Below are 19,543 nucleotides of genomic sequence, written 5' to 3'. Positions count from 1 at the left end.
CAGTTGGTTCCGGTGTTGTATCTAAAATCGTAGAGTAAGCTTAACAGCTTATGAAGCTACGGAAAGGGCGTCACTAAAGTGGCGCCCTTTTTGCATTTTGAGGCAGCCGTTGATATACGGCATGCAATTAGTGGAGTGTATCGTGATTCAGTAACTGCCCTTTTTCAGTTTTTAAAACCTAAAAAGCAGGAGTGCAGTATGCCTTTTCTGAACCCAGATTTACGCCATCCCATTCGTTTGCCTGACGGCACCCCATATGAAAATACAGTGTGGCTTAGGTCCGTCATTGACCATCCAAACATAGAGGTGGGCGACTTTACCTATTACAATGATTTCGATCCCGTGTCTGACTATGCTGCACGTATCGCGCCCTATCTGTATCCCGGCGCACCAGAAAAACTGTTTCTCGGCAAGTTCGGACAATTTGCGCATGGCGTACGTTTCATCACAGACAGTGCCAATCACGCACGAGAGTGGTTTACGGCCTATCCATTCGCCAGTTTTGACGCCGATCTCATGCCACATTTTGCAACAGAATATTTTGAGAATCGCCGTGACACTGTGATTGGTCATGATGCTTGGATCGGCCATGGTGCGATGATTTTGCCCGGTGTGACTGTTGGACATGGGGCGATTATCGGGGCAGGGGCCGTGGTTGCTAAAAATGTGCCACCTTATGCTGTGATGGCTGGAAATCCGGCGCGTTGCGTCAAAATGCGATTTCCCCCTGAAGTCATCGACGTTTTGCTTGCGCTGGCATGGTGGGATATGGCCGTTGACGATATTCGCGCTTTGATGCCGATCCTGACCAGCGCTGACGTGGATGCGCTCAAACAGGTGCTGGCAGAAAAGAAGAGTAGGTCCTAGCTGCGTGTTCGGGTGCGATTTCTGCACGAACCCAAGTTTTTCGCTTGCAATGCCTTGGCTGCTTTCGTATTTCATCCGCCAAGTAGGGGTATAGCTCAGTTGGTAGAGCGACGGTCTCCAAAACCGTAGGCCCACAGTTCGAGTCTGTGTACCCCTGCCATTTCCCAAAGTTGCCGATCTTTACAAGCTTATGTGATTGTCTGGCATTTTTCTTCGGGGTTGAATTCGGGCGCGCTCTGGCGTACATGCCCAACACGATATCGCGACAGACCCTTAAGGTTCAGGAAAAGACAATGGCTAAGGCAAACCCACTTCTATTCATCCAGCAAGTCCGCTCGGAGGTTTCGAAAGTCGTCTGGCCAACGCGCCGTGAAGTTATGCTGACAACTGTGATGGTCTTCATCATGGCTGCGCTCACCGCGACATTCTTTTTCCTAGTTGATATTGGCATTCGCACAGGTCTTGCTGCGCTGCTGAATTTCGTAGGTTAATTTTCGGTCCATTCTAGGACCTTGGAGGTCCTTTATGGCTGAGCAATTTACATCTTTGTCAGACGATCACGCTGCGTTCATTGCGCGCCAGCATATGTTTTTTTGCGCCTCTGCTGCTGTAGGCGCGCGTATCAACCTGACGCCGCGCTCCACTGAACTTTTGCGTATCACCGGGCCGAATGAGGCCTTGTTTCTTGATCTCGTGGGGTCAAGCAATGAAACTGCAGCGCATATGATTGCCGATGGTCGTCTTACATTCATGTTTTGCGCTGTGGCTGGTCCGCCGATGATTATGCGGCTCTACGGTACGGGGCGCACAATTCATCGGGGTACTGATGAATATCAGAGTTTGATTGCAGAGCATTTCACACAAGAGCCCGTCAACGCGCGGCAGATTTTTGTGCTGGATTTCGATTTGGTGCAGACTTCTTGTGGATACGGTGTGCCAATGTTTGAATTCACGCGCGAGCGGCCATCTTTGAAAAATTGGGCCAAGTCCAAAACGCCTGATGAAATCGAAGCTTATAAGCGCAAGAAAAACCTTGTGTCGATGGATGGTTTGCCAACGGGCCTGAAACCGGATGATCTCGCATGATTTCAGGCACGATCTGCCGTATATGCCCGTCTAAGCACTTGAACTTAAGGGCGCGGCGCGGTAATCCCTGCGCATTCATCTGAGCTGGCGTGCATCGATTCGTGTTGCGCGCCGCTTTACTGTTCAGAGAAATGGCACATAAGTGCTTATGAATTAACGATATCCGGTAGAGATGCCGGACTGATTGAAGAGGCACAGGCATCATGGCTAAGCGTTGGTATTCGGTGAGCGTTCTCTCGAACTTCGAGAAAAAAATTGCCGAAGCGATCAAAGTTGCTGTGGTCGAAAAGGGTCTTGAGGATCAAATCGAAGAAGTTTTGGTGCCGACTGAAGAAGTCATCGAAGTGCGCCGAGGCAAAAAGGTGACTGCTGAACGTCGTTTTATGCCGGGCTATGTGCTCATCCGCATGGAAATGACTGATGAAGGTTATCACCTTGTGAATTCGATCAACCGGGTTACCGGTTTCCTTGGCTCATTTGGACGCCCAGTGCCTATGCGCGATGCAGAGGTCGAATCGATCCTTGGTCGCGCTGAAGAAACAAGCGCTGAAGCACCACGGTCTACCATCACCTTTGAAGTGGGTGAGCAGGTCTCTGTGGCTGAAGGTGCATTCGAAGGCTTTGACGGCATGGTCGAAGAAGTCGACGAAGAAGCGCAGCGTCTTAAAGTCGCTGTTTCAATTTTTGGCCGCGCAACACCGGTCGATCTAGAATTCGCTCAGGTGAATAAACACGCCTAAGCGCTACCCGTGTGGGAGGCGAAAGCAACGCGTTGCTTGGACCAGACCACCAACCATTGTCCCGCTGCAGCGCGCTGTCGTCGGGGAGTTGAAAAAGGAGAGGCCACATGGCCAAGAAACTCGCAGGTACTATGAAACTGCAAGTGCCAGCAGGCAAAGCGAACCCGTCCCCACCCGTGGGTCCGGCGCTGGGTCAACGCGGCATTAACATCATGGAATTCTGTAAAGCGTTTAACGCTAAAACACAGGATCTTGAAGTTGGGGCACCTTGCCCAACCGTCATCACATACTACGCTGACAAATCTTTCACGATGGACATCAAGACACCACCAGCGTCTTATTTCCTCAAGAAAGCTGCAAAACTCTCTTCCGGTGCAAAATTGCCTGGTCGTGAAACTGTTGGCACAGTCACTGTTGCTCAGGTGAAAGAAATCGCCGAAGCAAAAATGAAAGACCTGAACGCGAACGACTTGGATGCTGCTGTGTTGATCATCCTTGGCTCTGCGCGTTCCATGGGCATCGAGGTGAAGTAATGGCTAAACTCGGTAAACGTACAACGGCTGCTCGCGCAGCGTTCGCTGGCAAATTGGATATCACAGTTGAAGACGCTGTAGCACTGGTTAAAACCAGCGCGACTGCAAAATTCGACGAAACTGTTGAGATTGCTCTGAACCTTGGTGTTGATCCACGTCACGCTGACCAAATGGTTCGCGGCGTTGTGTCCTTGCCAAATGGCACAGGTAAAACAGTTCGTGTTGCTGTGTTCGCACGTGGCCCTAAAGCTGAAGAAGCAACAGCGGCTGGTGCAGACATCGTTGGCGCAGAAGACCTGATGGAAGCTATTCAGGGCGGTAAGATCGATTTCGATCGTTGTATCGCAACACCTGACATGATGCCTATCGTTGGTCGTCTTGGTAAAGTTCTCGGCCCACGCAACCTGATGCCAAACCCTAAAGTTGGCACTGTGACTATGGACGTGAAAGCGGCCGTTGAAGCAGCAAAAGGCGGCGAAGTTCAGTTTAAAGCTGAAAAAGGCGGCGTTGTTCACGCTGGCGTTGGCAAAGCATCGTTCTCTGCTGAGCAACTTGTCGAAAACGTGCGTGCATTCGTTGATGCAGTTCAAAAGGCACGTCCTTCCGGCACCAAAGGCACATACATGCAAAAAGTTTCCTTGGCGTCCACTATGGGCCCAGGCGTGACAATCAGCATCGACAGCGCAACTGGCAACTAAGCCAACCGCTTTATAAGATTACAAAAGGCACTCCGAATGGGGTGCCTTTTGCTTTTGAGGCTTGCTCAAGGTTTCGTATTTTGTGCGCGACCCTTGAACTTGCTGCCCCATGTGCGCTGTAAGTCGCGCAACGGGACTTGCTCTCCACCTTAATTCCTTCTAAAGACTCCCTTGCAGCTCAGTGTGCGATTCGTCGTGCGCTGTTTTGCGCTTCGTCCAAGACGGCGGGTAGAAGGGTGACTTTCTATAATTCCTGCCTGAGACGGGAAGACGAAAAGTTTATTTGAGGTATTACCTCGGGTGACTTTGGCGCAGCCCCGTAACGGACTTCGTGCCGGCATATGCCGGTAGAAATGAGCCGGGAGGGGAAACCCTCCCTAATTTGGAGTAAAACTGTGGATAGAGCCCAAAAAGAAAAAATGGTCGACGAGCTCGGCCAAATCTTTGACAGCTCTGGCGTCGTTGTGGTTGCCCACTACGAAGGTCTTACAGTTGCTGATATGCAGGATCTGCGCGCGCGTATGCGCGAAGTTGGTGGATCCGTACGCGTTGCCAAGAACAAGCTCGCCAAAATCGCCCTTGAAGGTAAGCCTTGCGAAAGCATTGCAGAATACCTGACAGGCATGACTGTTATGACCTACTCTGAGGATCCCGTAGCTGCGGCTAAGGTTTCTCAAGGTTTCGCTAAAGATAACGAAAAATTCGTTATTCTTGGTGGTGCTATGGGTGATAACGCTCTTGACGTCGCCGGTGTTGCAGCCGTCGCTAAAATGCCTTCTCGCGAGGAGCTTATTGCTTCTATCGTTGGTTGCATTGGCGCACCTGCATCGAACATCGCTGGCGCGATTGGCGCTCCTGCTTCGAACATCGCTGGCATCTTGTCTACTATCGAAGACAAAGAAGCTGCATAAGCAATTTGGGACTGACGTAGTTTGCATAAAGCACGCGTTAGAACAGAAATATAAACGAACGGAACCAGTACAATGGCTGATCTGAAAAAACTTGCTGAAGAGATCGTAGGTCTTACACTTCTCGAAGCACAAGAACTCAAAACTATCCTTAAAGACGAGTACGGCATCGAGCCAGCTGCCGGCGCTGCCGCTGCAGCACCTGCTGCCGCTGCTGAAGCTGCTGAAGAAAAAACTGAATTTGATGTTGTATTGAAAGACGCTGGCGCGTCCAAAATCGGCGTAATCAAAGAAGTCCGCGCGATCACAGGTCTTGGCCTGAAAGAAGCAAAAGACCTCGTTGAAGCTGGCGGCAAAATCAAAGAAGGCGTTGATAAAGCTGAAGCTGAAGACGTTAAAGCGAAACTCGAAGCAGCCGGCGCTACAGTCGAAGTTGCTTAATCGCTTAGGCCTTTTAAGGGCCGCATAAAGTTAAGGCTGGATCCCGAATTTCGGGGTCCAGCCGAACCTGTCTTAGGAGCAGGAAATGATAAATCTTCCTCAGTAAGTGCCTCGAATGGGACATTTTCTAAGGAGGGTTCAGATCGGGAGCCATCGGTGGGACGATGGCAGGAATAGATCGAACTCCTCTGTTTCGTAAGGGTACATCGGCCGGCGCCCACCGGCAGGATGCAGCTCGCGAAAACTCGAAAGGTACTGACGCACATGGCATCGACCTACCTTGGCCAGAAACGGCTCCGGAAGTACTACGGCAAAATCCGTGAAGTGCTTGAAATGCCGAACCTCATTGAGGTTCAAAAATCTTCCTACGACCTCTTTTTGAAGTCTGGCGATGAACCACAGCCGCTCGACGGCGAAGGCATCAAAGGCGTTTTCCAATCGGTATTCCCGATCAAGGATTTCAACGAGACAGCCGTTCTTGAGTTTGTAAAATACGAACTTGAAAAACCAAAATACGATGTAGAGGAGTGTCAGCAACGCGACATGACCTATAGCGCGCCACTTAAAGTGACGCTGCGCCTCATCGTGTTTGATGTGGACGAAGACACGGGCGCTAAGTCTGTGAAAGACATCAAAGAACAAGACGTGTTCATGGGCGATATGCCTTTGATGACACCGAACGGTACGTTTGTTGTGAACGGCACCGAGCGCGTGATTGTGTCTCAGATGCACCGTTCCCCTGGTGTGTTCTTTGATCACGACAAAGGCAAAACACACTCTTCTGGTAAATTGCTGTTTGCATGCCGGATCATTCCGTACCGCGGTTCATGGCTCGATTTCGAATTCGATGCCAAAGATACCGTATATGTGCGTATTGACCGTCGTCGCAAATTGCCTGTGACATCCCTTTTGTATGCGCTTGGTCTCGACCAAGAGGGCATCATGGATGCTTACTACGAAACTGTTGAGTACAAGCTTGAAAAGAACAAAGGTTGGGTGACCCCGTTCTTCCCTGAGCGCGTACGTGGCACACGCCCAACGTTTGATTTGGTGGACGCTGGTACAGGTGAAGTCATCTGTAAAGCTGGCGACAAAATGACACCGCGTGCGGTTAAGAAAATCATCGATGAAGGTTCTGTCACTGAACTGCTCGTGCCTTACGAGAACATCGTTGGTAAATACGTCGCGAAAGACATCATCAACGAAGAAACTGGCGCGATTTATGTCGAAGCTGGTGACGAACTTCTGCTTGAGATGGACAAAGACGGCACAGTCATTGGCGGGTCTTTGAAAGACTTGCTGGATGCGGGCATCACAGAAATTCCTGTGCTCGACATCGATGGTGTGAACGTTGGCCCATACATTCGTAACACACTCGCACAAGATAAAAACATGAACCGCGAAACAGCGCTCATGGATATCTACCGCGTGATGCGTCCGGGCGAGCCTCCCACCGTTGATGCTGCATCTGGCCTGTTTGACAGCCTGTTCTTTGATTCCGAGCGTTATGACCTTTCTGCGGTTGGCCGCGTGAAAATGAACATGCGTCTTGATCTGGATGCGCCTGACACGCACCGCACTTTGCGTCGTGAAGACATCATTTCATGTATCAAAGCGCTGGTTGAATTGCGCGATGGTAAAGGCGACATCGACGACATCGACCACTTGGGCAACCGTCGTGTGCGCTCTGTTGGCGAGTTGATGGAAAACCAATACCGTGTTGGTTTGCTACGCATGGAGCGTGCGATCAAAGAACGTATGTCTTCTGTCGAAATCGACACAGTCATGCCACAAGATTTGATCAACGCGAAACCTGCTGCGGCCGCTGTTCGTGAATTCTTTGGCTCATCTCAGCTGTCTCAGTTCATGGACCAAACCAACCCATTGTCCGAAGTCACGCACAAACGTCGTTTGTCCGCGCTTGGGCCTGGCGGTTTGACACGTGAACGCGCTGGTTTTGAAGTGCGCGATGTTCACATCACACACTACGGCCGCATGTGTCCAATTGAGACCCCAGAGGGTCCGAATATTGGTCTGATCAACTCATTGGCAACGTTTGCCCGTGTGAACAAATATGGCTTCATCGAGACGCCGTACCGTAAAGTTGTTGACGGTCAGGTGACGGACGAAGTTCAGTACATGTCCGCGACTGAAGAGATGCGTCACACTGTGGCGCAGGCCAACGCATCTTTGGATGAAAACGGTCGTTTCACCAACGATTTCGTATCGACACGTCAGTCTGGTGAGCACGCGCTTAACCCACCGGAAAACGTGGATTTGATCGACGTTTCACCAAAGCAGCTGGTCTCTGTTGCTGCGTCCTTGATCCCGTTCCTAGAAAACGACGATGCGAACCGGGCCTTGATGGGCTCGAACATGCAACGTCAAGCGGTTCCACTTCTTCGCGCTGAAGCTCCTCTCGTGGGTACAGGTATTGAGGAAGTTGTAGCACGCGATTCCGGTGCTGCGATCATGGCGAAACGTGCGGGTGTCGTCGACCAAGTCGATGCGACACGTATTGTTATTCGCGCAACGCACGATCTTGAGCCTGGCGATCCCGGCGTTGACATCTATCGTCTGCGCAAGTTCCAGCGTTCGAACCAAAATACCTGTATCAACCAAAAACCACTCGTAAAAGTGGGCGACACAGTTGGCAAAAACGAATTTATTGCTGACGGTCCGTCTACAGATATGGGCGAATTGGCCTTGGGTAAAAACGTCTGCGTGGCGTTTATGCCTTGGAATGGGTACAACTACGAAGACTCTATTCTGATCTCTGAGCGTATCACGCGAGACGACGTGTTCACTTCGGTTCACATCGAAGAATTCGAAGTCGCAGCCCGTGACACGAAGCTCGGCCCAGAAGAAATCACCCGCGATATTCCAAACGTCGGCGAGGAAGCTTTGCGCAACCTTGACGAAGCTGGGATCGTTTACATCGGTGCTCACGTTGAGCCAGGTGACATTCTCGTTGGTAAAATTACACCAAAAGGCGAAAGCCCGATGACACCAGAAGAAAAACTTCTGCGCGCCATCTTTGGTGAAAAAGCATCCGACGTGCGTGACACATCTTTGCGTGTGAAACCGGGCGATTACGGCACGATCGTAGAAGTGCGCGTCTTTAACCGCCATGGCGTGGAAAAAGACGAGCGTTCTGTTCAAATCGAACGTGAAGAAATCGAACGTCTTGCACGTGACCGTGACGATGAAATGGGCATCTTGGACCGCAACATCTATGCGCGTCTGAAAGACATGATCTTTGGCAAAGTTGCTGCAAAGGGCCCTAAAGGCGTTGCACCGAATGTTGTCATCGATGATGCGCTTTTGGCTCAATTGTCCAAAGGTCAGTGGTGGCAGCTCGCACTTGAAGACGAAGACGATGCAATCATCGTTGAGGCTTTGAACGAGCAGTACGAAATCCAAAAACGCGCTCTTGAGCACCGTTTTGAAGATAAAGTCGAAAAAGTACGTCGCGGCGACGATTTGCCTCCGGGCGTGATGAAGATGGTCAAAGTCTTTATCGCTGTGAAGCGTAAGCTTCAGCCTGGTGATAAGATGGCTGGTCGTCACGGGAACAAAGGTGTGATTTCACGCGTTGTACCAATGGAGGACATGCCGTTCCTCGCCGATGGTACTCCGGTTGATTTCTGTCTGAACCCGCTCGGCGTTCCATCTCGTATGAACGTTGGTCAGATCCTCGAGACTCACATGGGTTGGGCCGCACGCGGCATGGGCATTCAAGTGGACGAAGCTCTGCAAGAATACCGCCGCTCAGGTGACATGACACCTGTCAAAGACGCGATGAAATTCGTGTACGGCGACAATGTGCATGACGAGATTCTGAAAGACCTCGACGACGACGACTTGCTTGAAAAAGCGGGCAACGTCATCAACGGTGTTCCAATCGCGACGCCTGTTTTTGATGGCGCCAAAGAAGCGGACATCAACGAAGCCTTGGCAAAAGCTGGCTTTGACACTTCTGCGCAGTCTGTTCTTTTTGACGGCCGCACAGGCGAGCAATTCTCTCGCCGTGTGACAGTTGGCATGAAGTACCTGCTGAAACTGCACCACCTTGTGGACGACAAAATCCACGCCCGTTCTACGGGTCCATACTCCCTCGTCACACAGCAGCCGCTGGGTGGTAAGGCACAGTTTGGTGGTCAGCGCTTTGGTGAGATGGAAGTCTGGGCACTGGAAGCATATGGCGCGGCATACACGCTGCAAGAGATGCTTACAGTTAAGTCAGATGACGTCGCTGGTCGCGCGAAAGTCTACGAGTCGATCGTCAAGGGCGAAGACAACTTTGAAGCGGGTATCCCCGAGTCCTTCAATGTTCTTGTCAAAGAAGTCCGCGGCCTCGGCCTCAACATGGAACTCCTGGATGCGGAGGATGAGGAGTAGGGGCCTTGTGCCTCTACCCTTTCCCCTTTCCGCAACAATTTGAGGAACTCAAAAGATGAACCAGGAACTTACAACAAGCCCGTTTAACCCTCTGGCGCAGCCATCCACCTTTGACGAGATCAAAGTGTCCTTGGCGTCCCCTGAGCGGATCCTGTCTTGGTCTTATGGTGAAATTAAAAAGCCAGAAACCATCAACTACCGTACGTTCAAACCAGAACGCGACGGCCTTTTCTGTGCGCGTATCTTTGGCCCAATCAAAGATTACGAATGCCTGTGTGGTAAATACAAACGCATGAAGTATCGCGGCGTTGTCTGCGAGAAATGTGGTGTTGAAGTTACCCTTCAAAAAGTCCGCCGTGAGCGCATGGGCCACATCGAATTGGCCGCACCTGTCGCGCACATCTGGTTCTTGAAATCACTCCCAAGCCGTATCGGTCTCATGCTCGACATGACACTGCGCGATCTTGAGCGTGTGTTGTACTTCGAAAACTACGTGGTTATCGAGCCGGGTCTTACTGATCTCGTCTACGGTCAGATGATGACCGAAGAAGAGTTCATGGACGCGCAAGATATCTACGGTTCAGACGCATTCGAGGCAGACATCGGCGCGGAAGCGATCCGTAAAATGCTGTCCAACATCGACCTTGAGTCTACCGCAGACCAACTGCGTGAAGACCTTAAGGAAGCGACTGGCGAGCTAAAGCCTAAAAAGATCATCAAGCGTCTCAAAATCGTTGAGTCCTTCTTGGAATCTGGCAACCGTCCTGAGTGGATGATCCTGACCGTGATCCCTGTGATCCCGCCAGAATTGCGCCCACTCGTACCACTTGATGGTGGCCGTTTCGCGACATCCGATCTCAACGATCTGTACCGCCGCGTGATCAACCGTAACAACCGTCTCAAGCGCCTCATCGAGCTGCGTGCACCCGATATTATCGTGCGCAACGAGAAACGTATGTTGCAAGAATCTGTCGACGCTTTGTTCGACAACGGCCGTCGTGGCCGCGTGATCACTGGCGCCAACAAGCGTCCGCTGAAATCGCTGTCTGATATGCTGAAGGGTAAGCAAGGTCGCTTCCGTCAGAACCTTTTGGGTAAACGCGTCGACTTCTCTGGTCGTTCGGTGATTGTGACGGGCCCTGAGCTCAAGCTTCACCAGTGTGGTTTGCCCAAAAAGATGGCGCTCGAACTGTTTAAGCCGTTCATCTACTCGCGTCTTGAAGCCAAAGGTCTGTCTTCCACTGTGAAGCAAGCCAAAAAATTGGTGGAAAAAGAGCGTCCTGAAGTGTGGGATATCCTTGATGAGGTTATTCGCGAGCACCCAGTGATGCTTAACCGCGCGCCAACACTTCACCGTTTGGGCATCCAAGCGTTTGAACCTGTGTTGGTTGAAGGCAAAGCGATCAACCTGCACCCTCTCGTGTGTTCTGCGTTTAACGCTGACTTCGACGGTGACCAAATGGCTGTTCACGTACCTTTGTCTTTGGAAGCACAGCTTGAAGCACGTGTCTTGATGATGTCCACGAACAACGTTCTGTCGCCAGCAAACGGCGCGCCGATCATTGTTCCGTCACAGGATATGATTTTGGGCCTCTACTACGTGACTATGGAACGTAGCGGGATGAAGGGTGAAGGCATGATCTTCTCCGACATCGAAGAGGTTGAGCACGCTTTGAATGCTGGCGAAGTGCATCTGCATGCCAAAATCAAAGCGCGTATGATCCAAATCGACGATACTGGTCAAGAAGTGCCTGTTTTGTTTGACACGACACCAGGTCGTTTGCGTCTTGGCGGTCTTCTGCCCGTCAATGCAAAAGCGCCATTCGATCTTGTGAACCGTCTTCTTCGTAAGAAAGAAGTACAGCAGGTCATCGACACTGTTTACCGCTACTGTGGTCAAAAAGAGTCCGTGATCTTCTGCGACCAGATCATGACTTTGGGCTTCAAAGAAGCGTTCAAAGCTGGCATCTCGTTCGGTAAAGATGACATGGTTATCCCTGACTCCAAATGGCCGCTGGTTGATGAAACCCGCGCTCAGGTTAAGGATTTCGAACAGCAGTATATGGACGGTTTGATCACTCAAGGCGAGAAGTACAACAAAGTTGTTGATGCTTGGGCCAAGTGTAATGACAAGGTCACCGAGGCGATGATGTTGAACATCTCGACTGCGGGTGTGGACGAGAATGGCGCTGAAAACGAGCCAAACTCAGTTTACATGATGGCCCACTCTGGTGCGCGTGGTTCGGTTACTCAGATGAAGCAACTTGGCGGTATGCGCGGTCTTATGGCCAAACCATCCGGCGAGATCATCGAGACACCGATCATCTCGAACTTTAAAGAGGGTCTGACCGTTCTTGAGTACTTTAACTCTACGCACGGGGCTCGTAAGGGTCTGTCAGATACTGCGCTTAAAACAGCGAACTCTGGTTACCTGACGCGTCGTCTTGTGGACGTTGCGCAAGACTGTATCATCCGTGAAGTCGATTGTGGCACCGAAATCGCCATCACTGCCGAAGCGGCAGTGAATGACGGTGAAGTTGTTGCGTCATTGTCCGAGCGTATCTTGGGTCGTGTTTCTGCTGATGACGTTTTGCGCCCCGGTACTGACGAAGTGCTTTGCGCGAAAAACGAACTCATTGACGAGCGTAAATCTGACATCATCGAAGCAGCTGGGATCGCAACAATGCGCATCCGTAGCCCGCTGACATGTGAAGCAGAAGAAGGCGTTTGTGCAATGTGTTACGGTCGTGACCTTGCACGCGGTACTATGGTCAACCAAGGTGAGGCTGTCGGCATCATCGCGGCACAATCCATTGGTGAGCCAGGCACGCAGCTTACAATGCGTACCTTCCACATCGGCGGCGTTGCGCAGGGTGGCCAGCAGTCTTTCCAAGAGTCAAATCAAGCGGGCAAAATTGTCTTCTCGAACCCACTCCTTTTGGAAAACACCCACGGCGAAAACATCGTTATGGGCCGCAACATGCAATTGGCAATTGTGGACGAGCATGGCGTCGAATTGGCGTCTTACAAACTCGGCTACGGTACCAAGGTCTTTGTGAAAAACGGCGAAAAGATCCCACGTGGTCACAAGTTGTTTGAATGGGATCCATACACGCTTCCAATCATCGCTGAAAAAGGCGGTAAGGCGAAGTTTGTCGATCTGATTTCTGGTCTTTCTGTGCGCGACGTCACCGATGACGCGACTGGCATGACACAGAAAATCGTATCCGATTGGCGCTCTGTGCCCAAAGGTGGCGATCTGAAACCTGAGGTCTTGATCTTGGGCGAAGATGGCGAACCAATGCGCAACGATGTTGGCAACCCTGTAACTTACTTGATGTCTGTTGATGCCATCCTTTCAATTGAGGACGGTCAGGACATTCAAGCGGGTGACGTTGTTGCACGTATTCCACGCGAAGGCGCGAAGACAAAAGACATCACCGGTGGTCTGCCGCGTGTTGCTGAGCTCTTCGAAGCACGTCGTCCGAAAGATCACGCGATCATCGCGGAAATCGACGGTTACGTGCGCTTTGGCAAAGACTACAAAAACAAGCGTCGTATTTCGATCGAGTCTGCAGAAGATTCTGAAGTCACGGTCGAATACATGGTGCCAAAGGGCAAACACATCCCTGTGGCCGAAGGCGACTTTGTGACCAAAGGCGACTACATCATGGACGGCAACCCTGCGCCGCATGATATCCTTGCTATTATGGGTATCGAAGCGCTGGCTGTTTACATGATCGCCGAGGTGCAAGAGGTCTACCGTCTGCAAGGCGTTAAGATCAACGATAAGCACATCGAAGTTATCGTTCGTCAGATGTTGCAAAAATGGGAAATCCTTGAATCCGGTGACACCACACTTCTCAAAGGCGAGAACGTGGACAAAATCGAATTCGAAGAAGCCAACGCAAAAGCAGAGTCCAAAGGTGGGCGTCATGCAAAAGGTCAGCCGATCCTTCTCGGGATCACCAAGGCGTCCTTGCAGACACGTTCGTTTATCTCTGCGGCGTCTTTCCAAGAAACCACCCGCGTGCTCACCGAAGCATCTGTCCAAGGCAAGCGCGACAAACTGGTTGGTCTCAAAGAAAACGTCATTGTGGGCCGCTTGATCCCAGCGGGTACTGGCGGCGCAACCAAAGCTGTGCGTAAAATTGCACTCGATCGCGATACAACCGTGATTGCAGATGCGCGCGCAGAAGCAGAAGCAGCAGCCTTGCTAGCGGCACCGGCACCTGCTGCCGATGACACTGCAGGCGATGTTTTCAAAAGCACATTGGTTGAGACACCTGAATCCGACGCGTAAGTGTTGATCATAAAATTTGAAAAGGGCCTCGCAAATGCGAGGCCCTTTTTCGTTAAAGAGTGCCTGTAAAAATCTATTCAGGCATTGCGGCGCGCGCGGCCTGCATGTGGGCAAGATATCGCATGTCGTCGTTGACATCGCTGCCAGTGACATCATTTAGCATTTTGACATAGAGGGCGCAGTTCATGTGATGTAGCGCTTTGAGGCCCGGGACTTGCAACAAGCTATCGTATATCGGTTGAAAGCGATTTTTCAGGGCGAGAGCTGATTTATCTTTAACTTCATTACGATTGTAGCGCTCAAAAAAGTTCGCAGAATAGCGGTTTTTCGCGGGCCTGTTGTACAGGCTTGGGTTTCCGACTTTGGCGGAAAAACATTCAAACCATTTGGTGATGTAGTGATTGAGTTGAGCACCTTCGTGTGAAACCCAATTTGGATTGACCCGCATCTTAGGATCTCCGTTAGGGTCGAAATTAAAATAATCCCCATTTGCGCGGTGAAAAACATTGGAGCCAGTCCCCCAATCGCCCTCACCCTTGAAACCATAGGGTTCATGGGCTCCAAGTCTTTTAAAGTTGCGCGGTTGATAGATGAAAGATTTGTAGAACATGTTTGCGGAATGCTTGGTCTCAGCCGCGTTGGTAAAGGTGCGGTGTAAAAACTTGTCTTTCCAACTGTGCTTGTCTGAGGTGCCAAAGGTTTTCCATTGTACGACAAAACCTGTTTCTCTAAGATGCCTATCTTTCAAAAAGGAAGGCACTGTGTGATCACCGTCGTGGATCACTAGATATTCATCGACATCGCACAAAAAGAACCAGTCAGTGCGTTTCACCAAGGGGTGTTTTTTGATGCATCGCTGTGCAGAAGGACCCGGTAAGCGGCCTTCATTCGGAAAATGCTCTTGCGCAGTGATCCAACCTGCGGCGTCCAAGCACGCCAGCATCTCTTTGAAAACCGGATCGCAGTCATTGTGCACGACAAGAATGTCATCAAAGCCCAGCATTTTTTGCCAAGCCACCCATTCAAGCAAAAACGCACCTTCGTTCTTTACTTTGGTCGCAACTGTGTACCGCATGGGCCCTCGCTTCAGTATTTTACACATGCCAATACGGCAGCCGCGCTTGATACTTTAGAAGTGACACTGGGGTGAAAGCAACCAAGCGCGGGGTTTTGCGTAAATGAATACCCCTGTGAAAGTATTTGGGCTGGGCGTAAGTGGAGCGCACTGCTACAGGAAAGGCAGGGGAGATCCGATGGGACATTTATCTGAAAACACGCGTGGAGCCATTTTGATGATGTTGGCGATGGCTGCATTTTCGATCAATGATGCGATTTTGAAAGCGTTGGTGTCTCATATCAATTTGTACCAAGTCATTTTCTTGCGCGGGTGTTTGACGCTTATCCTGATCTTTACGGTTTTGACGCGGATCACTGGGCCGGTCTCGTTTAAGATGCCTCCAAAAGATGCAATATTGATTGGCATCAGGTCTCTTTCCGAAGTGGGTGCATCGATTGGCATTGTCACAGCGTTGTCTTTGATGCCTTTTGCCAATGTGAATGCGGTGTTGCAGTCCGCGCCGCTGCTCATCACCTTATGTGCGGCGCTGGCATTTAAACAGCCTATCGGCTGGCGACGTTTGGCCGCGATCTCAATTGGGTTTTGCGGCGTGCTTTTGATTGCACGCCCTGGCCCTGAAGGCTTTTCTGACGGCATATTGTGGGGCTTTCTTGGGGTGATTTGCGTCACCATTCGTGACCTCAGCGTGCGGGCCATGTCGCGAGCTGTGCCCAAAACCACAGTGACATTTGGCGCAACGTTCATGACGACAGTGGTTATGGGAATTTTGATGCTTGGATCTGAGTGGCAGCCCTTGCTTGTCAGTGATATCATTTGGTTGGTGATCAACGCCTGTGTGATCACGGCTGCTTTTGCATTAGCTGTTATTGTGATGCAGACAGGCGAGATTTCATTTGTCGCTCCCTACCGATACACGGCGCTTGTTTGGGCGATTTTAATCGGCTTTTTTGTCTTTGGAGAATGGCCAGATTTGTGGACGTTTGTCGGGGCAGGTATTATCGTGGCCACGGGCATTTATACCCTTGTACGAGAGAGCCGCCTACGGCGCAGGTCTCTTGTGTCTTAGCGGTCAAGGTGCTGACCTTGGGGGTTGTTGACAAGAGGCGCGACTCCCCATATACGCGCCTCATCCGACATAGGGGTTTTCCCCTTTTCGTCGAATTCTACATCGTAGTGGCCAAGATCCGAGCACATTAAGACGCTTTGATCCTCTGGGAACTCACCGCGTCGCTCACCTCGGAATGGGAGCGATAGCGGGTTTTTGTGTTATGCGCTTTGCATAACTAACTATCTGAGATGTTATGGCATTTGTCATGACGAAATGTGTTGAAATACGAGGAATCCCTCAATGCCAACGATCCAACAGCTGATCCGCAAGCCGCGCCAGCCGAAAGTTAAGCGCTCGAAGTCTATGCACTTGGAGTCCTGCCCACAAAAACGTGGTGTATGTACGCGCGTCTACACAACGACGCCAAAGAAACCAAACTCCGCTATGCGTAAAGTTGCCAAAGTGCGCCTTACAAACGGCTTCGAGGTTATTTCTTACATCCCAGGTGAAAGCCACAACCTTCAGGAACACTCTGTTGTCCTGATCCGTGGCGGCCGCGTAAAAGATCTTCCAGGTGTTCGCTACCACATCCTTCGCGGTGTGCTCGATACGCAAGGCGTTAAAGATCGTAAACAACGTCGTTCTAAATACGGCGCTAAGCGTCCTAAGTAAGGAGAGACTGGTATGTCCCGTCGTCACGCCGCTGAGAAGCGCGAAATTCTACCCGACGCCAAATTTGGTGATCGCGTTTTGTCCAAGTTCATGAACAACCTCATGATCGATGGTAAAAAGTCTGCTGCTGAGAAAATCGTTTACAACGCATTCGACCGCGTTGAAGACAAGCTCAAAAAAGCACCAGTAGAAGTGTTCCACGAAGCACTCGAAAACATTAAGCCATCTGTTGAAGTTCGCTCCCGCCGTGTCGGTGGTGCAACGTACCAGGTGCCTGTTGAGGTGCGTGTAGAGCGCCGCGAAGCTCTTGCTATTCGCTGGTTGATCAAAGCTGCACGTTCACGCAACGAAAACACAATGGAAGAACGCCTTGCCGGTGAATTGCTTGATGCAGTTAACGGCCGTGGTTCCGCTGTGAAAAAACGTGAAGATACGCACAAAATGGCCGACGCGAACAAAGCGTTCAGCCACTACCGTTGGTAATAGGAGTCATTTGATATGGCACGCGAGTATCCACTCGAACTGTACCGGAACTTTGGTATTATTGCGCACATTGATGCGGGTAAGACCACGTGTTCCGAGCGCATCCTGTACTACACAGGTAAAGAGCATAACATTGGCGAAGTGCATGATGGCGCTGCGACAATGGACTGGATGGAGCAAGAGCAAGAGCGTGGGATTACTATCACGTCTGCTGCGACAACCACGTTCTGGGAACGCACTGAAGATGGTGTAAACCCAGATTCACCTAAGCACCGCATGAACATCATCGACACACCAGGTCACGTTGACTTCACAATTGAAGTTGAACGTTCTTTGGCTGTTCTCGATGGTGCTGTTTGTGTTCTCGACGCCAACGCTGGCGTTGAACCACAAACTGAAACTGTGTGGCGTCAAGCTGACCGCTACAAAGTTCCACGTATGGTTTTTGTCAACAAAATGGACAAAATCGGCGCGGACTTTTTCAAATGTGTTGCCATGGTTGAAGAACGCACTGGCGCACGTGCAATCCCTGTATCATTCCCAATCGGTGCCGAAACTGAGCTTGAAGGCTTGGTCGATCTCGTCACTATGGAAGAATGGTTGTGGGAAGGTGAAGACCTTGGCGCATCTTGGGTGAAAGCCCCTATTCGTGAGAGCTTGGCTGACAAAGCTGCTGAATTCCGCGAAAAGCTTGTTGAAGCTGCTGTTGAGCAAGACGACGCTGCAATGGAAGCCTACCTTGAAGGTGATGAGCCGGAGCCAGCTGCGTTGCGGGCCTTGATCCGCAAAGCTTGTTTGTCTTTGGCTTTCGTTCCTGTTCTTGGTGGCTCTGCCTTCAAAAACAAAGGCGTTCAGCCGCTTCTCAACGCTGTTGTTGACTACTTGCCGAGCCCGCTCGACGTTGTTGACTACATGGGCTTTAAGCCTGGTGATGAGACTGAGACACGTGACATCGCACGTCGTGCTGATGACAACATGGCGTTCTCTGGCCTTGCCTTCAAAATCATGAACGACCCATTCGTTGGTACTTTGACGTTTACACGGATTTACTCCGGTGTACTCAGCAAAGGTGACAACCTGCTCAACTCTACCAAGGGTAACAAAGAGCGCGTTGGTCGTATGATGATGATGCACTCTAACGAGCGTGAAGAAATCACTGAAGCATTCGCTGGTGACATCATTGCTTTGGGTGGTCTTAAGAACACGACAACGGGTGACACACTTTGTGCTCCACAAGAGCCTGTTATCCTTGAAACGATGACGTTCCCAGAGCCTGTGATTGAAATCGCTGTCGAGCCAAAAACTAAAGCCGACCAAGAAAAAATGGGTATCGCACTTCAGCGTCTTTCTGCTGAGGACCCATCCTTCCGTGTGGAAACTGACATCGAATCCGGTCAGACCATCATGAAAGGCATGGGCGAGCTTCACCTCGACATTCTTGTGGATCGTATGAAACGTGAGTTCAAAGTGGAAGCCAACATCGGCGCCCCACAAGTGGCTTACCGTGAGACGATTTCGCACGAAGTCGAGCACACATACACTCACAAGAAACAATCTGGTGGGTCTGGTCAGTACGGCGAAGTGAAAATGCTCATTACGCCAACTGAACCTGGTGAAGGGTACTCTTTCGAATCCAAAGTTGTTGGTGGGTCTGTTCCAAAAGAATACATCCCTGGCGTCGAAAAAGGCATCTTGTCGGTTATGGATAACGGCCCATTGGCTGGCTTCCCTGTGATCGACTTCAAAGTTGTCTTGCTTGACGGTAAGTTCCACGATGTTGACTCTTCAATCATGGCATTTGAGATCGCTGCACGTATGTGTATGCGTGAAGGCATGAAAAAAGCTGGCGCGAAAATGCTCGAGCCAATCATGAAAGTCGAAGTGATTACGCCAGAAGAATACACTGGTGGCATCATTGGTGACCTTACATCCCGTCGTGGGCAGGTTCAGGGTCAGGACACACGCGGTGTTTCAATTGCAATCGACGCGTTTGTACCACTTGCCAACATGTTCGGTTACATCAACACATTGCGTTCCATGTCTTCGGGCCGTGCGCAGTTCTCGATGCAATTCGACCACTACGAAGCTGTTCCGTCAAATATCTCGGAAGAAATTCAGGCGAAATTCGCCTAAGCGAAATTGGGGATCGGGCGCAGGTTCGTTCCCCCACAGTTTTAATAGGAGGCCATCATGGCTAAGGAAAAGTTCGAGCGTAATAAACCGCATTGTAACATTGGTACAATCGGCCACGTTGACCACGGTAAAACGACGCTGACAGCTGCGAT

General features: G+C 50.8%; 16 protein-coding genes and 1 tRNA gene. 16 read left to right on the top strand and 1 reads right to left on the bottom strand.

The features are described 5' to 3' along the window. The first annotated feature begins 198 nt into the window (after positions 1-198). From BM025_RS18110 to rpoC, 11 genes are all read left to right on the top strand, one after another. On the top strand, positions 199-867 hold the full coding sequence (locus BM025_RS18110; RefSeq protein ID WP_085848191.1) for a CatB-related O-acetyltransferase: 669 nt from the start codon (positions 199-201) through the stop codon (positions 865-867). A gap of 84 nt (positions 868-951) precedes the next feature. Next, positions 952-1,027 (top strand) — tRNA-Trp (locus tag BM025_RS18105). A 133-nt stretch (positions 1,028-1,160) separates the two neighbouring features. Beyond that, complete coding sequence (secE, locus tag BM025_RS18100) at positions 1,161-1,358, top strand: preprotein translocase subunit SecE (RefSeq protein WP_085848192.1); 198 nt, start codon at positions 1,161-1,163, stop codon at positions 1,356-1,358. Positions 1,359-1,392: 34 nt separating this feature from the next. Continuing rightward, positions 1,393-1,953, top strand: a complete 561-nt coding sequence (locus tag BM025_RS18095; protein ID WP_085848193.1) for a pyridoxamine 5'-phosphate oxidase — start codon at positions 1,393-1,395, stop codon at positions 1,951-1,953. A 203-nt stretch (positions 1,954-2,156) separates the two neighbouring features. Next, positions 2,157-2,693 (top strand): transcription termination/antitermination protein NusG, encoded by a 537-nt coding sequence (gene nusG / locus BM025_RS18090; protein ID WP_085848194.1) that lies wholly within the window; start codon positions 2,157-2,159, stop codon positions 2,691-2,693. Between the two features lie 107 nt (positions 2,694-2,800). Beyond that, positions 2,801-3,226 carry a 50S ribosomal protein L11 gene (gene rplK, locus BM025_RS18085; RefSeq protein ID WP_085848195.1) on the top strand — a complete coding sequence of 142 codons (426 nt, stop codon included), beginning with the start codon at positions 2,801-2,803 and terminating at the stop codon, positions 3,224-3,226. Next, entirely contained in the window at positions 3,226-3,924 is a 699-nt protein-coding gene (rplA, locus tag BM025_RS18080) for a 50S ribosomal protein L1 (RefSeq protein ID WP_085848196.1), read from the top strand. Before rplK ends, rplA begins: the two co-directional genes overlap by 1 nt. Before the next feature lie 395 nt (positions 3,925-4,319). Next, entirely contained in the window at positions 4,320-4,835 is a 516-nt protein-coding gene (rplJ, locus tag BM025_RS18075) for a 50S ribosomal protein L10 (RefSeq protein ID WP_085848197.1), read from the top strand. A gap of 72 nt (positions 4,836-4,907) precedes the next feature. Next, a complete protein-coding gene (gene rplL / locus BM025_RS18070) occupies positions 4,908-5,273 on the top strand; it encodes a 50S ribosomal protein L7/L12 (protein ID WP_085848198.1) in 366 nt (121 codons plus the stop codon). Between the two features lie 264 nt (positions 5,274-5,537). Beyond that, positions 5,538-9,674 carry a DNA-directed RNA polymerase subunit beta gene (rpoB, locus tag BM025_RS18065; protein WP_085848199.1) on the top strand — a complete coding sequence of 1,379 codons (4,137 nt, stop codon included), beginning with the start codon at positions 5,538-5,540 and terminating at the stop codon, positions 9,672-9,674. A gap of 55 nt (positions 9,675-9,729) precedes the next feature. Continuing rightward, positions 9,730-13,977: a DNA-directed RNA polymerase subunit beta' gene (rpoC, locus tag BM025_RS18060; protein WP_085848200.1), complete on the top strand. Its 4,248-nt coding sequence runs from the start codon at positions 9,730-9,732 to the stop codon at positions 13,975-13,977. 73 nt (positions 13,978-14,050) lie between these two features. On the opposite strand, the gene BM025_RS18055 is transcribed toward rpoC, so the two are convergent. Beyond that, positions 14,051-15,052: a glycosyltransferase family 2 protein gene (locus BM025_RS18055; RefSeq protein ID WP_170842232.1), complete on the bottom strand. Its 1,002-nt coding sequence runs from the start codon at positions 15,050-15,052 to the stop codon at positions 14,051-14,053. Positions 15,053-15,230: 178 nt separating this feature from the next. On the opposite strand from BM025_RS18055, the gene BM025_RS18050 reads away from it, so the two are divergent. From BM025_RS18050 to BM025_RS18030, 5 genes are all read left to right on the top strand, one after another. After that, positions 15,231-16,121 (top strand): DMT family transporter, encoded by an 891-nt coding sequence (locus BM025_RS18050; RefSeq protein ID WP_085848202.1) that lies wholly within the window; start codon positions 15,231-15,233, stop codon positions 16,119-16,121. Between the two features lie 282 nt (positions 16,122-16,403). Further along, positions 16,404-16,775: a 30S ribosomal protein S12 gene (gene rpsL / locus BM025_RS18045; RefSeq protein WP_085848203.1), complete on the top strand. Its 372-nt coding sequence runs from the start codon at positions 16,404-16,406 to the stop codon at positions 16,773-16,775. A gap of 12 nt (positions 16,776-16,787) precedes the next feature. Further along, positions 16,788-17,258 carry a 30S ribosomal protein S7 gene (rpsG, locus tag BM025_RS18040; protein ID WP_085848204.1) on the top strand — a complete coding sequence of 157 codons (471 nt, stop codon included), beginning with the start codon at positions 16,788-16,790 and terminating at the stop codon, positions 17,256-17,258. A gap of 15 nt (positions 17,259-17,273) precedes the next feature. Continuing rightward, positions 17,274-19,391 (top strand): elongation factor G, encoded by a 2,118-nt coding sequence (gene fusA, locus BM025_RS18035; RefSeq protein ID WP_085848205.1) that lies wholly within the window; start codon positions 17,274-17,276, stop codon positions 19,389-19,391. A 57-nt stretch (positions 19,392-19,448) separates the two neighbouring features. Beyond that, the coding region (locus BM025_RS18030) for a GTP-binding protein (protein WP_209282537.1) at positions 19,449-19,543 on the top strand (95 nt) is incomplete at its 3' end.

Source organism: Pacificibacter marinus, from assembly GCF_900109555.1.
Lineage (GTDB): Bacteria > Pseudomonadota > Alphaproteobacteria > Rhodobacterales > Rhodobacteraceae > Celeribacter > Celeribacter marinus_C.
This window is presented reverse-complemented; position numbering and strand designations above follow the sequence as displayed.

Coding starts and splice junctions, on each gene's coding strand:
- BM025_RS18095 (WP_085848193.1), top strand. CDS start 1,393: ATGGCTGAGCAATTTACATCTTTGTCAGACGATCACGCTGCGTTCATT.
- fusA (WP_085848205.1), top strand. CDS start 17,274: ATGGCACGCGAGTATCCACTCGAACTGTACCGGAACTTTGGTATTATT.
- rpoB (WP_085848199.1), top strand. CDS start 5,538: ATGGCATCGACCTACCTTGGCCAGAAACGGCTCCGGAAGTACTACGGC.
- rpsG (WP_085848204.1), top strand. CDS start 16,788: ATGTCCCGTCGTCACGCCGCTGAGAAGCGCGAAATTCTACCCGACGCC.
- rpoC (WP_085848200.1), top strand. CDS start 9,730: ATGAACCAGGAACTTACAACAAGCCCGTTTAACCCTCTGGCGCAGCCA.
- rplL (WP_085848198.1), top strand. CDS start 4,908: ATGGCTGATCTGAAAAAACTTGCTGAAGAGATCGTAGGTCTTACACTT.
- rpsL (WP_085848203.1), top strand. CDS start 16,404: ATGCCAACGATCCAACAGCTGATCCGCAAGCCGCGCCAGCCGAAAGTT.
- BM025_RS18055 (WP_170842232.1), bottom strand. CDS start 15,052: ATGCGGTACACAGTTGCGACCAAAGTAAAGAACGAAGGTGCGTTTTTG.
- secE (WP_085848192.1), top strand. CDS start 1,161: ATGGCTAAGGCAAACCCACTTCTATTCATCCAGCAAGTCCGCTCGGAG.
- BM025_RS18110 (WP_085848191.1), top strand. CDS start 199: ATGCCTTTTCTGAACCCAGATTTACGCCATCCCATTCGTTTGCCTGAC.
- rplK (WP_085848195.1), top strand. CDS start 2,801: ATGGCCAAGAAACTCGCAGGTACTATGAAACTGCAAGTGCCAGCAGGC.
- nusG (WP_085848194.1), top strand. CDS start 2,157: ATGGCTAAGCGTTGGTATTCGGTGAGCGTTCTCTCGAACTTCGAGAAA.
- rplA (WP_085848196.1), top strand. CDS start 3,226: ATGGCTAAACTCGGTAAACGTACAACGGCTGCTCGCGCAGCGTTCGCT.
- BM025_RS18050 (WP_085848202.1), top strand. CDS start 15,231: ATGGGACATTTATCTGAAAACACGCGTGGAGCCATTTTGATGATGTTG.